The 13,579-nt window shown below is 59.1% G+C and carries 11 protein-coding genes; 7 read left to right on the top strand and 4 right to left on the bottom strand.

Annotation, left to right across the window (positions count from 1 at the left end):
- Positions 1-5: 5 nt before the first annotated feature.
- The 4 genes from gatB to QRN38_RS21225 all read left to right on the top strand — a co-directional run bounded on the left by gatB (position 6) and on the right by QRN38_RS21225 (position 3,431).
- The gene (gene gatB / locus QRN38_RS21240) at positions 6-1,451 is read left to right on the top strand and encodes an Asp-tRNA(Asn)/Glu-tRNA(Gln) amidotransferase subunit GatB (protein WP_057418814.1); all 1,446 of its coding nucleotides are present in this window, start codon (positions 6-8) and stop codon (positions 1,449-1,451) included.
- 98 nt (positions 1,452-1,549) lie between these two features.
- Positions 1,550-1,918, top strand: a complete 369-nt coding sequence (locus QRN38_RS21235; protein WP_057418797.1) for a septal ring lytic transglycosylase RlpA family protein — start codon at positions 1,550-1,552, stop codon at positions 1,916-1,918.
- A gap of 66 nt (positions 1,919-1,984) precedes the next feature.
- Positions 1,985-3,016 (top strand): calcium/sodium antiporter, encoded by a 1,032-nt coding sequence (locus tag QRN38_RS21230; RefSeq protein ID WP_005766471.1) that lies wholly within the window; start codon positions 1,985-1,987, stop codon positions 3,014-3,016.
- A 31-nt stretch (positions 3,017-3,047) separates the two neighbouring features.
- Positions 3,048-3,431: a carboxymuconolactone decarboxylase family protein gene (locus QRN38_RS21225; protein ID WP_007243700.1), complete on the top strand. Its 384-nt coding sequence runs from the start codon at positions 3,048-3,050 to the stop codon at positions 3,429-3,431.
- Here the strand turns inward: QRN38_RS21225 and QRN38_RS21220 are convergent.
- Together QRN38_RS21220 and QRN38_RS21215 are read right to left on the bottom strand one after the other, a co-directional pair.
- Complete coding sequence (locus QRN38_RS21220) at positions 3,418-4,368, bottom strand: AEC family transporter (RefSeq protein WP_005766467.1); 951 nt, start codon at positions 4,366-4,368, stop codon at positions 3,418-3,420. The two genes, QRN38_RS21225 and QRN38_RS21220, sit on opposite strands and share 14 nt — an antisense overlap.
- A gap of 104 nt (positions 4,369-4,472) precedes the next feature.
- Positions 4,473-6,056 (bottom strand): alkaline phosphatase D family protein, encoded by a 1,584-nt coding sequence (locus tag QRN38_RS21215; RefSeq protein WP_007243701.1) that lies wholly within the window; start codon positions 6,054-6,056, stop codon positions 4,473-4,475.
- A gap of 148 nt (positions 6,057-6,204) precedes the next feature.
- Here QRN38_RS21215 and QRN38_RS21210 point away from each other — a divergent pair, with 148 nt between their 5' ends.
- From QRN38_RS21210 to QRN38_RS21200, 3 genes are all read left to right on the top strand, one after another.
- On the top strand, positions 6,205-7,221 hold the full coding sequence (locus tag QRN38_RS21210) for a class I SAM-dependent rRNA methyltransferase (protein ID WP_057418796.1): 1,017 nt from the start codon (positions 6,205-6,207) through the stop codon (positions 7,219-7,221).
- A 124-nt stretch (positions 7,222-7,345) separates the two neighbouring features.
- Positions 7,346-10,309, top strand: a complete 2,964-nt coding sequence (locus QRN38_RS21205; RefSeq protein WP_057418795.1) for a DUF748 domain-containing protein — start codon at positions 7,346-7,348, stop codon at positions 10,307-10,309.
- Between the two features lie 25 nt (positions 10,310-10,334).
- Positions 10,335-10,643, top strand: coding sequence for a DUF2845 domain-containing protein (locus tag QRN38_RS21200; RefSeq protein WP_032710582.1), 309 nt, complete (start codon positions 10,335-10,337; stop codon positions 10,641-10,643).
- A gap of 154 nt (positions 10,644-10,797) precedes the next feature.
- Here the strand turns inward: QRN38_RS21200 and QRN38_RS21195 are convergent, their stop codons facing one another.
- Together QRN38_RS21195 and pnp are read right to left on the bottom strand one after the other, a co-directional pair.
- On the bottom strand, positions 10,798-11,151 hold the full coding sequence (locus tag QRN38_RS21195; protein ID WP_004656644.1) for a BON domain-containing protein: 354 nt from the start codon (positions 11,149-11,151) through the stop codon (positions 10,798-10,800).
- 290 nt (positions 11,152-11,441) lie between these two features.
- The gene (gene pnp, locus QRN38_RS21190; RefSeq protein ID WP_003377508.1) at positions 11,442-13,547 is read right to left on the bottom strand and encodes a polyribonucleotide nucleotidyltransferase; all 2,106 of its coding nucleotides are present in this window, start codon (positions 13,545-13,547) and stop codon (positions 11,442-11,444) included.
- Between the last annotated feature and the right edge of the window lie 32 nt (positions 13,548-13,579).

Here is a 13,579-nt window from a genome sequence, read left to right as displayed (position 1 = left end):
AACACATGCAATGGGAAGTCGTCATCGGGCTTGAGATTCACACTCAGCTTTCGACCCAATCAAAGATTTTTTCCGGCAGCGCCACCACGTTCGGCTCCGAGCCTAACACCCAGGCCAGCCTTGTCGATCTGGGCATGCCGGGCGTGCTGCCAGTGCTGAACAAGGAAGCCGTGCGCATGGCCGTCAAGTTCGGCCTGGCGGTAGATGCCGAAATCGGTCAGCACAACGTGTTCGCCCGCAAAAACTATTTTTACCCGGACCTGCCCAAGGGCTATCAGATCAGCCAGATGGAGCTGCCGATTGTCGGCAAGGGCCACCTGGACATTCCCCTGGAGGACGGCACGGTCAAACGCGTCGGCATCACTCGCGCGCACCTTGAAGAAGACGCTGGCAAAAGCCTGCATGAAGACTTCCAGGGCATGACCGGGATCGACCTGAACCGTGCCGGCACGCCGCTGCTGGAGATCGTTTCCGAGCCGGACATGCGCAGCGCAAAAGAAGCCGTGGCCTACGTCAAGGCCATCCACGCGATCGTTCGCTACCTGGGTATCTGCGACGGCAACATGGCCGAGGGCTCGCTGCGTTGCGACTGCAACGTGTCGATCCGCCCCAAGGGCCAGGTCGAGTTCGGTACTCGCTGCGAGATCAAGAACGTCAACTCGTTTCGCTTCATCGAAAAAGCGATCAACAGCGAGATTCAGCGCCAGATCGACCTGATCGAAGACGGCGGCAAGGTTATCCAGCAGACACGTCTGTACGACCCGAACACCAACGAAACCCGCGCCATGCGCAGCAAGGAAGAAGCCAACGACTACCGTTACTTCCCTGACCCAGACCTGTTGCCGGTGATCATCGAAGACTCGTTCATCGAAGAAACCCGCGCCACACTGCCGGAACTGCCACCGCAGAAACGCGAACGCTTCCAGAGCCAGTTTGGCCTGTCGACGTACGACGCCAGCGTGCTGGCATCCAGCCGCGAGCAGGCCGACTACTTTGAAAAAGTGGTCAGCATCAGCGGCGACGCCAAGCTGGCCGCCAACTGGGTCATGGTCGAACTGGGCAGCCTGTTGAACAAACAGGGGGTCGAAATCGACCAGTCGCCGGTCAGCGCCGAGCAACTGGGCGGTATGCTCAAGCGCATCACTGATAACACCATTTCGGGCAAGATCGCCAAAATGGTTTTTGAAGCGATGGCCAATGGTGAAGGCAGCGCCGATGAAGTGATCGAGAAGCGCGGCCTGAAACAGGTGACCGACAGCGGTGCCATCGAATCGATGCTCGACGAAGTACTGGCTGCCAACGCAGAACAGGTCGAACAGTACCGTGCAGCTGATGAAGCCAAGCGCGGCAAGATGTTCGGTTTCTTCGTCGGCCAGGCCATGAAAGCCTCCAAAGGCAAGGCCAACCCACAGCAGGTCAACGAACTGCTGAAGGCCAAACTGCAGGGTTAATCGTCCCAAGCTGACTGTCGCTGATTATCGTGCCAACGCGGAGCATTGGCACGATAGTCAAGTATCGATGAGCCCGATTTGCACTCAGGACCCCACCCATGCGTCGACTTCTTCTTGCCAGCAGCCTGCTGACCTTGCTGGCTGGCTGCGCCAATCACGTCATTGACCCACAAGGTTATGACGAAACCGGTACTGCCGCTTACTACGGTGCCCGCCATCATGGCAATCGCACCGCCAGCGGCGAACCGTTCAATCAGAACGCTCTGACCGCTGCCCACCGGCAGTTGCCATTCGGCACGCGCGTCAAAGTCACCAACCTGAACAACGACAAATCAGTGATCGTGCGTGTCAATGATCGTGGCCCGCACACACGGGGTCGTCTGATCGATGTCTCTCGCGAAGCAGCCGAACAACTGGGTATGCTGCGCAGCGGCACCGCGCCAGTTCGCGTTCAAGCCCTCGACTAAGCCCTCGATCAAGGACAACCCCCTATTCTCCAGCTATCGGCCCTGCCCGCCCCCGCGCTGATTCAGATGCTCAGTGGTTTGCTGTTGCTGCTGATCGGGGCCGAACTGTCGGTGCGCGCTGCCGTACACCTGGCGGCGATTTTCAAGGTTCGGCCACTGATCATCGGCCTGACTGTCGTGGCGATGGGCACCAGCGCGCCTCAAATGGCCGTCAGCCTGCAAGCCGCGTTTTCCGACAACACCGACATTGCCGTGGGCAGCGTCATCGGCGGCAACATCTTCAATGTGCTGGTCATCCTCGGGCTGTGTTCGCTGATCATTCCGTTGCGCGTCGCGCGTCAGGTATTGCACATCGACATCCCGCTGATGATCGGCGCCTGCCTGCTGGCCATCGGCCTGTCGTGGAGCGGCGAGTTCAGCAAATTTGACGGTGCGCTGCTTCTGGTCGCACTGCTGGTCTGTCTGGTCATCATCATCCGCCAAGGAGGCCAAAGCCCACGTCACGGGCGTGCCGCTACAAGCGGAAAACCGCGCACCTTCACGCGCATGGCCATGCTGGCTGCAGGCCTGCTGATGCTCATCGCGGGCGGGCACTTGCTGGTCGATGCCTCGGTGGTTATCGCCATCCACCTGGGGCTTTCCGAGCGTATTATCGGCCTGACCGTCATTGCCATCGGCACTTCACTGCCCGCGCTGATGACTTCCTTGATCGCAGCACTGCGCGGCGAGCGCGATATCGCGGTGGGCAATGTGATCGGCAGCAACCTGTTCAACCTGCTGGGCGTGCTGGGGCTCACCGCGCTGGTCGCGCCCACGCCGCTGACCATCTCGCCGAACGCGCTGGTTTTCGATCTGCCGATCATGCTGGGCGTTTCGCTGCTGTGCGTGCCGCTGTTCTATTCCGGCTACCGGATGGACCGTATCGAAGGCTTGCTGTTGCTGGCGTTGTACCTGACCTACGGGCTGCATATCCTGGCGATCAGCACCGGCATGGCGCTGGCCGAAAGGCTCGAAGGCTTGATGCTGACTTTCGCTTTGCCTGTGCTGGGAATTATCGTCGCCTGGGGCACTGTTCGCGCCTGGCGACGCCAGCACTGATCTCAATCCACATTCGCTCAAGGGGAAAGCCATGACAGACAAGACAATCAGCAACGGCGAACAGATTCGTCGTCAGGTGATGGGCGATGTCTTCGTTGACCGCGCACTGGGCAATGCCACCGAGTTCAGCCAGCCACTGCAGGACTTCGTCAACGAGCACGCCTGGGGCAGCGTCTGGAGCCGTGATGGTCTGCCGCTGAAAACCCGCAGCCTGATCACCCTGGCCGCCCTCACCGCGCTTAAATGCCCGCAAGAACTGAAGGGCCATGTGCGTGGCGCGCTGAACAACGGCTGCACCGTCGAAGAGATTCGTGAAGCACTGCTGCACTGCGCGGTATACGCCGGTGTGCCAGCGGCTATCGATGCGTTTCGGGCTGCGCAGGAAGTGATCGACAGCTACGTCAAGCCGGATTGATCCAGCCGCCCCATTGCAGAATGAAAATCCCCACGTTGGTGGTGACCGCTGCGGCCAGGGTGGTGATGACGATGATTGCTGCGGCCAGTTCGTAATTACCGTTGGCGGTGCGCGCCATGATGTAGCTGGCGGCGGCGGTCGGGCTGCCGAAATAAAGAAACAGAATGCCCAGCTCGGGACCGCGAAAGCCCAACAGCCATGCGGCCAGCGTGCAGATTAGCGGCAAGGTGATCATCTTCATGACGCTGGCACTGACGGCGAGCTTGCCGCTCTTGCGCAACGACGCCAGCGACAGCGTGCCGCCGATGCAGATCAACGCCAGCGGCAGCGTCATCTGTGCCAGCAAGCTGCCGGAAGTCTCCAGCCATTTGGGCAGACCGATGCCAAAGTAGGCAAAGGGCGAGGCGATGATCACGCTGATGATCAACGGGTTTACCAGCACACTCTTGAAAATGCTCCACGGATCGGACTTGATCACCGGGCTGTAGACCGCCAGCACCACCGTCGACAGCGTGTTATAGAAGACGATGACCAGCGCCGCGAGAATGGCCCCCAGGGAAATCCCTACCGGCCCATACATGCTCGCCGCCAGCGCCAGGCCGATCACACCGTTGTTGCCGCGGAACGCGCCCTGAACGTAGATGCCGCGCTCTTCATACGGGCAACGCCAGATCGCCCAGCCCCAGGCAAAAGCGAAACTCAACAGAGTCGCCGCACTGAAGAAAATAAGCAGGCTGGGTTTGAGCGCGGTGCGCAGATCGGCATGGATGATGCCGAGAAACAACAGCGCAGGCATGGTGACGTTAAACACCAGCCCCGAAGCGGCGACAATGAACCCGTCGTTGATTGCGCCGATACGCCGCAGCAACACGCCCAGAAACAGCATGGCAAACACCGGGGCGGTGATGTTCAGGGTTTCGAGAAAAATAGCCAGCATGCAACACACCCGGTCCCGTCGTTAGGTCGCTCATGATAGGCCACCCGTGACAGGCATGTTGCAAGGAATTTCCGAAAGCCCTACGCCATTGGCCTCATTGCCTGTCAGACGATGCGGCTGACTTGCGCTGCCGGCTGCAATTTGCGCTCGAACACCGACACACCATCCAGATCGCGCAGGGCGACAGACATTTCGCCCGTCTGCCCGTCGATATTCACCTCACCAAAGAATTGATAACCCGCAAAAGGCGAGGTGTTCTGCGCGGGAGGCGCCTTCTGGAACACCAGCTCAGGTCCGAAGGTCTTGTCCAGCACGTTAGGGCCGAAGCTGCCCGCATTCAAGGGCCCGGCGACGAACTCCCAGAACGGATCGAAATCCTGGAACACCGCCAGGTCCGGCTGATAGTGATGCGCGGCGCAATAGTGCACATCGGCCGTCAGCCACACACAGTCGCGAACCTTCTGCGCACGCAGATACGCCAGCAGCTCGGCAATTTCCAGCTCGCGGCCCAGCGCAGGGCCGTCGTTACCGTTGGCAATCGCTTCCCAGCGCGGCACGCCCGGGCTCACTTCGCCATCCGGCACACCCAGGCCGATGGGCATGTCAGCGGCAATCACTTTCCACTGCGCAGTGGACGCATCAAGTTCACGTTTGAGCCAGTCAAGCTGCTCGCGCCCCATAAAAGCAGTCGTCGGACCAGGCTTGTCGGCCAGATTGGCGTCATTGCCGTCGCGGTAACTGCGCATGTCGAGGACAAACACGTCGAGCATCGGCCCGTAGGGAATCTTGCGATAGATGCGCCCGCCCTTGTCCGCCTCTTGCAGGCGCAGCGGCGCGTACTCCAGATAAGCCTGACGGGCACGCGAGGACAACAGCTGGATGTCCTTGACCTTGTAGCGATCATCCAGCTGCTTGCTGGGCGACCAGTTGTTGGTGACTTCGTGGTCGTCCCACTGCCAGATCTGCGGCACTTCGGCGTTGAAGCGGCGCAGGTTTTCATCCATCAGGTTGTAGCGGTAATTACCACGGTATTCGTCGAGGGTTTCCGCGACCTTGCTTTTCGCCTCGGTGGTGATATTGCGCCAGATGCGCCCGCCCTCGGCCGTAATCTGCGCTGGTACCGGGCCGTCGGCATAAATAGTGTCGCCGCTGTGGATAAAAAAGTCCGGCAAGCGCAGGCGCATGGCTTCATAGATGCGCATGCCGCCGATGTCCGGGTTGATGCCAAAGCCCTGCCCGACCGTATCGCCACTCCAGACAAAACGAATATCGCGGCGCTGCTGTGGCGTGCTGCGCAAATGCCCGAACCAGGGTTCGCTGGCGACACCGGTCTGGGCATCTTCAAACGAGACACGGTAGAAAATCGCCTGATCCACCGGCAACCCGCTTAATTCGACACGCGCCGTGAAGTCAGTGCGCTGATCGGCCAGCGCCGACACCACACGGCGTGGCTGGGTGAACATGCTGCGGGTGTCCCACTCGACCACCATTCGCGAAGGCCGGTCGCTGCGGCTCCAGACTATCGCCTTGTCACCGAATACATCGCCGGATTGCACGCCGTCGGCCATCTTCGGACGATCCTGCACCGAGGCGATCACCGCTGGTGCAACACCCGGTAACAGCAGACCGGCACCTACGGCGCCAACGGCCTGGATGACACGGCGACGCTTGAGATCGAACTGGCTCACGGTTATCCCCTCGCTAACAGGCAAAAAAGCAACGTAGCAGGGCAATGTTGGCGCTGTGTGACAGAGGCGCCAATTCTCGACGGCTCAAGCCATCAATGGCAGGTAACTGGTAAACTCCCGCGCTTTATTACAGTCCGAGGCGCTTGGCATGTCTTCCCTGAATCAGGCGCTCAGCGTCGCCCTCGATAATCGTCGACCGTTGCTTGCCGAACTGCACACGCAAGGCACGGACTGCTATCGCCTGTTTCATGGCAGCCAGGAAGGCGCCAGCGGCCTGACCATCGACCGCTACGGTCCGCAATTGCTGGTACAGAGCTTTCACGCCAGCCTGGATCGCGAGGCTTTGCTCGCCGTGCATGCGCAGATCAATACCTACTTGGGCGTGGAAACACTGCTGGTCTACAACGATCGCTCGCAGGGCAATTCGCGGGTGGACCGTGAGGACACCGTCTACAAGGCCGAAGAAGCGGCCCTGGCCGATCATGTCGGGCATGAATGGGGGCTCAATTACCGGGTTCGGGGGCGGCACGCCGGTCAGGACCCGCTGTTGTTTCTCGACCTGCGCAACACGCGCGGCTGGGTCAAGCAGCACAGCGCCGGCAAAAGCGTGCTGAACCTGTTCGCCTACACCTGCGGTGTCGGCCTCAGCGCTGCAGCCGGCGGCGCCAGCGAGGTGTGCAATCTGGACTTCGCCGAAGGCAATCTGGCCGTGGGCCGCGAAAACGGCGCGCTCAACCCACAGCTGCCGACCATGCAATTCATTCAGTCCGATTACTTCCCGGCGATCCGTCAACTGGCCGGGTTGCCTGTCGCCGCGCGGCGCAGCCAGCAATTGCCCAGCTATGTGAAACTGCAGCCGCGCCACTATGACCTGGTTCTGCTCGACCCGCCCGCCTGGGCCAAGAGCGCATTCGGCACCGTTGACCTGTTGCGCGACTATCAAAGCCTGCTCAAACCGGCCCTGTTGGCGACGGCAGATGGCGGCGTGCTGATCTGCTGCAACAATCTGGCAAAGGTCAGCATGCAAGACTGGCGCGAGCAAGTGCTGCGCTGCGCCACCAAAACCGGTCGCCCGGTCCGTGACTGGCAAGAGATGCTGCCTGCCGGGGACTTTCCGTCTCATGACAATCAGCCACCGTTGAAGACGCTGATCCTGCAACTCTGATTCGTCACTTAAAATTGGAAAAGCAATACCGGAAAGTTCCTACAAGCCACGACAGCAGTACCTTGGGAACCGAACAGGCATGCCATACTCCAAGGGCTTCCAAAAGAGAGAGACGCCGCCGCCCATGTCCAAAGGATTGAAACGCACACTTGGCTCACTGCTGGCTGTGATCGTGCTCTACAGCTTGCTGGGGTTTTTCATCCTCCCCGGTGTCGCCCTGCGTATAGCGAATCAGCAACTGGCCAATTATTCGACCGTGCCCGCCAGGCTCGAACGCCTGGAATTCAATCCCTACACGCTGGAACTGACCCTCTGGGGCCTGAACATCGGCACGCCGGGCAAAGAACAGGTGGCGTTTGAAAAGCTCTACGCCAACCTGCAGATCGACAGCCTCTGGACCAAAGCGCTGCACCTGCAACGCGTCGAACTGATCAAACCCAAAGCCGAACTGTTGTTCGACAAGCAAGGCAAGCTCAATCTGGCGCAGTTGTTCAAGCTGCCTGCCAGCGAACCTGCGAAAGACCAACCGCCGAGCAAGCCGTTCCCGCTGCGTATCGGCGAGATCAAGCTGGCTGACGGCTACGTGCACTTTCAGGATGTGCGCCCCAGCGAGCCGATCGAATTCCTCTACGACGCGCTGAATTTCGAACTCAAGAACCTCAGCACTCTGCCCGAAGACAATGCCGACATGACGCTGGTCGCGGCAGGCCCCGATGGCGGGCAGATCGACTGGGTGGGCCGCATCAGTCTGGTGCCGATCACCTCCGAGGGCACGTTGAAGGTCACGGACGGCAAGATGAAGCTGTGGTGGCCTTATGTACGTGACGCCCTGCCGCTGGCGCTTGAAAATGGCGTGCTGAATTTCAGCACCGCTTACAAGCTCGACCTCTCCAAAGAAACCGAACTCAAGCTGACCAACCTGTCGGCCAGTGTGGCGCCCTTCGCGCTGAACACCCCCGACGGTCGCCCACTGGTGCGCCTGCAACGCCTGGATGTCAGCGAAACATCGGTTGATCTGGCCCGGCAACTGGTCAGTGTCGGCAAGATTCGCAGCCAGAAGCTCGAAACCTGGGCAGCGCGCGAAGCCGATGGCCAACTGGACTGGCAAAAACTGTTCGCCAACCCGCCGGGCAAGCCTGCCGCGCCGAAAAAACCGGCAGTGGACGAAAAGGCCGCTGAACCGGCGCCTGCCCCCCAGGCATCTGCGCAAGCCAGCGCTCAGCCAGGCAAGCCGTGGCAAGTGCTGTTACGCGATGTGCAACTGCGCAACTACACGGTTCACCTGACCGATCGCGTGCCCAAAGAACCTGTTGCGCTGGATGTCGGCCCGCTGAATCTGGACATGCAAAACTTCGACAGCCTGAACAAATCCCCCTTCACCCTCAAGCTAGACACCGGTCTGGGCAAACAGGGCAATCTCACTGCAACCGGCGACGTGAACCTGAACCCGGTGAGCGCACGATTGAACGTGACCACCCGCGACATCGATTTACGCGTCGCGCAGGCTTACATCAGCCCGTTCATTCTTCTTGAACTGCGCAGCGGCATGCTGGGCAGCGATCTGGCGGTCAACCTGAAAAGCACCGAGCCGCTGGCGTTCAGCGTCACGGGCAAAGCCCAGGTTAATCAGCTACACACGCTCGACACGCTCAAACAGCGCGATTTTCTCAAGTGGCAACAACTGGAGCTCGAAGGCCTGGACTACCAGCACGGCACAGGCCTGTCGATTGCCAAAGTCAACATGAGCCAGCCGTACGCGCGCTTCATGATCAACGAAGACCGCACCACCAACGTTGACGACCTGCTGATTCCGCAGCCCGATGACAAGGCGGCCTCGCAGCCAAAAACAGCCAAGACCCAGCCCAAGGCTAAAACAGAGAACCCGCTGGCGATCTATGTCGGTGAAGTGAACATCAAGGACGGCTCGGCAAACTTTGCCGACATGACCCTGACACCCAACTTTGCGACCGCGGTGCAGCAACTCAATGGTCGCATCGGCACGATCAACAACCGCAAAGCCACTCCGGCCCCGGTCGATATCGAAGGTAAGGTAGACCGTTATGCACCGGTGACCATCAAAGGCAGCCTCAACCCTTTCGACCCGATGGCCAGCCTCGACATCACCACCAGCTTCAAGCGCGTCGAGCTGACCAACCTTACGCCTTACTCGGGTAAATTCGCCGGCTTCCGGATTCGCAAAGGCAGGCTCAACCTCGATTTGCACTACCTGATCACCAAGGGCCAGCTCAAGGCACAGAACAAAGTGCTGATCGAACAGTTGCAACTGGGCGAACGGGTCGACAGCCCGGATGCGCTGGACCTGCCTATTCGCCTGGCGGTTGCGCTGCTCAAGGACACCAAGGGGCGCATTTCCCTGGAGCTGCCTATCGAAGGCGACCTCAACAACCCTCAGTTCAGCGTGATGCCTATTGTCTGGCAGACGCTGCGTAACCTGGTGCTGCGCGCCGCGCAAGCGCCGTTCAAGATGCTTGGCGGGCTGGTGGCAGGCGGCAGCTCCGAGGACCTCGGCAGCGTGAGTTTCGCGCCAGGCGCCAGTGACTTGTCGGTCGAGGCAAAAAAGGCGCTGGACAAGCTCTCAGCCGCACTCAAGGAGCGCCCGGACCTCAAGCTTGAGATTGAAGGCACCAGTGCCGCCAGCAGTGACGGCCCGTTGATTGCCCAGCAGAGGCTGGAGCGGGAATACCAGTATACGTATTACAAGATTCTTCAGAGACGCGGTGACAAGGTCCCGGCCAGGGCTGGGCTGATTCAGGTCCCGGACGATGAGAAAGCGCCGATGCTTGAAGGCATTTACCGAACTCGCCTGAAACAGCAACCGCCTGCTGAATGGGCAAACCTGGGCAAGGAACAACGCGCAGGCCAGATGCGTGCCGCCGTACTCAAATTCTGGAGCGGTAACGAGCTGTTGCTGCGTGAGCTGGGCCAGAGCAGGGCCAGTAGCATCAAGGATTATCTGGTGGACACCGGCAAGCTGGAAGATGCGCGCGTGTATTTTGTCGACGCCCGGCTGGGTCAGGCTCAACCGGATGGTAAAGTCGTCAGCCCTCTCCACCTCGACAGTGAATAAACCCTTGGCACGCACCCGAATCAAGATGCTGATTACCCTGACCCTCGCCGCTTTGGCGGGGTCAACCGCTACCTTTTCCTACGCCACCTCAACCTTGCGGTGCGGCAGCCAGCTGGTAAGCACCGGTGACCGGGCATTCGAAGTTCAGCAGAAGTGTGGCGAGCCCGTGAGTCAGGAGGTTCTTGGCACTCAAGAGACCTTCAACAGCACTTATCGCAGGTCAGAGGCGGTCAGGATAGAAGAGTGGGTCTACGGCCCTGATAACGGCATGTATCAGTACCTGCGCTTTGAAGGCGGTCGCCTGGTGAGGATTGAAAGCAAACGTCGCAACTGATCGCCTTGTTGCGTTCAGCGCCTTGTGCATATTTCCCGCCCACAATAGAACAGGCCCCGACTCTTCAGCCGGGGCCTGTAATGGCTACATCCTTGTAGCCTCGCATGAACCTTCCATCAATCAATGACTGGGGGTGTTCATGTGCAGTGTTCGATTACTCGGCTTTCAGGCCAGCAGCCGATACGTCTTTGACGCCTTTGATTTTCTTGGTGATTGCTACAGCGATTTTCTTCTGAGCATCAGTTACAGCTACGGTCGAAGACAGGGAAACCACGCCTTTGTTGGTTTCAACCTTGATGTCCGAACCCGGGATGCCTTTTTCAGTCAGCAGGTCAGCTTTGACTTTGGTGGTGATCCAGGTGTCAGAGGTATCTTCTTTGACTTCTTGAGTGGTGGTGTTAGCTGCCAGAACCATTGGCGCTTGGGCCGAAGTCTGAGCGAATGCAGCGTTAGCCATGGTCAGAGTCAGGGCAGTAGCGGTAGCAGCAGCGATAGCGAACTTCTTCATACGATAACTCCTGTTTTTCTCAAAATCTGCGCCAGCTGTGTGGCTGCAGGGTTATCAGTTATATCGCAATCGGTGTGCCAAATATGAGAACGCAAAAAAACCCTTTAAAATCAGCAGCTTGTGTTTTTGGCCATTTAACGGAGTCGTGCAGATTGCCCGTTCGCCGCTTCCCGGGCTTGCAAGATGCATGTTCACATCAGGCATTTCGCGCGGTGCAAACATAAGCCCCTAATTGCACTCATAAAAAAAGGACTCCGAAGAGTCCTTTTTTCAAGTACTGCTTAAATCAATCAGACGCCCGACGCTTTCGCTGCGGCGACGTCTTTGATCGACAGCTTGATACGACCGCGGTTGTCCACGTCCAATACCAGTACTTCGACCTCTTCACCTTCTTTCAGGATGTCGGTCACTTTCTCTACGCGAGCGTCGCTCAACATGGAGATGTGTACCAGGCCATCCTTGCCAGGCAGGATGTTCACGAATGCGCCGAAATCGACGATGCGCTCAACCTTGCCCAGGTAGATTTTGCCGATCTCTGCTTCTGCGGTGATACCCAGAACGCGCTGGCGTGCTGCTTCAGCCGCTTCCTTGGATTCGCCGAAGATCTTGATCGAGCCGTCATCTTCGATGTCGATCGAAGCCTTGGTCTCTTCGCAGATTGCACGGATGGTCGCGCCACCCTTGCCGATCACGTCACGGATCTTGTCGGTATCGATCTTCATCGCGATCATGGTCGGAGCGTTGGCCGACAATTCGTTACGCGACTGACCGATGATCTGGTTCATCTGACCGAGGATGTTCAGGCGAGCTTCCAGGGCTTGGCCCAGAGCGATCTCCATGATTTCTTCGGTGATGCCTTTGATCTTGATGTCCATCTGCAGCGCGGTAACACCTTTGGAGGTACCGGCTACTTTGAAGTCCATGTCGCCCAGGTGATCTTCGTCACCCAGGATGTCGGTCAGAATGGCGAACTTCTCGCCTTCCTTGACCAGACCCATGGCGATACCGGCAACCGGTGCCTTCATCGGAACACCAGCGTCCATCAGTGCCAGAGAAGCGCCGCAGACCGAAGCCATGGAGCTGGAACCGTTGGACTCGGTGATTTCCGACACAACACGGATGGTGTAGGGGAACACATCAGCGCCCGGCAGCATGGCCTGTACGCTGCGGCGTGCCAGACGGCCGTGACCGATCTCGCGACGACCTGCGCCGCCCATACGACCACACTCGCCCACCGAGAACGGAGGGAAGTTGTAGTGCAGCATGAAGGGGTCTTTTTTCTCGCCTTCAAGGGTGTCGAGCAGCTGTGCGTCGCGTGCAGTACCCAGGGTGGCAACAACCAGCGCCTGAGTTTCGCCACGGGTGAACAGTGCCGAACCGTGAGTCTTTGGCAGAACGCCGACTTCGATGTTCAGCGGGCGGACAGTGCGAGTGTCACGGCCATCGATACGCGGCTTGCCGTTGACGATGTTTTCGCGAACGGTGCGGTATTCGATTTCACCGAAAGCCGCTTTGACTTCGCCGGCAGACGGGCTGCCTTCTTCGACAGCCAGCTTGGCAACGACCTGGTCTTTCAGCTCGCCCAGACGGGCATAGCGGTCGGCTTTGACGGTGATGGTGTACGCCTGGGAGATCGCATCGCCGAACTCGGCACGGATAGCGCCCAGCAGTGCAGTCGCTTCAGGCTTTGGCTGCCAGTCCCAGGTAGGCTTGGCGGCTTCGGCAGCCAGTTCCTTGATGGCGTTGATGACCACCTGGAACTCGTCGTGGGCAAACAGCACAGCGCCCAGCATCTGGTCTTCGGTCAGCTCTTTGGCTTCCGACTCAACCATCAGAACGGCTTCGGAAGTACCGGCTACGACCATGTCCAGGCTCGAAGCCTGCAGTTGCTCGTAAGTAGGGTTCAGCAGGTAGCCGGTGCTTTCGTGGAAAGCAACGCGCGCAGCGCCAACCGGACCGTCAAACGGGATACCGGAGATGGCCAGAGCAGCCGATGTACCGATCATCGCAGCGATGTCCGGATCGATCTTCTTGCTGGTGGAAACGACTGTGCAGACAACCTGCACTTCGTTCATGAAGCCTTCTGGAAACAGCGGACGGATCGGACGGTCGATCAGGCGCGAGGTCAGGGTTTCTTTCTCGGAAGGACGGCCTTCACGCTTGAAGAAACCACCAGGAATCTTGCCGGCAGCGTAGGTTTTTTCCTGATAGTGCACGGACAGAGGGAAGAAGCCTTTGCCAGCGTCAGCCTGTTTGGCGCCGACCACAGTCACAAGTACGCTGACGTCGTCGTCAACGGTGACCAATACTGCGCCAGAGGCTTGACGGGCGATACGGCCTGTCTCGAGGGTTACGGTCGATTGACCGAACTGAAACTTTTTGATTACCGGGTTCACGGTTTCCTACCTTTCTTTGTGGCTCTTGGGGA

The organism is Pseudomonas sp. CFBP2511, assembly GCF_030209255.1.
GTDB classification, from domain to species: Bacteria; Pseudomonadota; Gammaproteobacteria; order Pseudomonadales; family Pseudomonadaceae; genus Aquipseudomonas; species Aquipseudomonas avellanae.
Note: the sequence above shows the minus strand (reverse complement) of the source record. Positions and strands in the feature narration are given on the sequence as shown.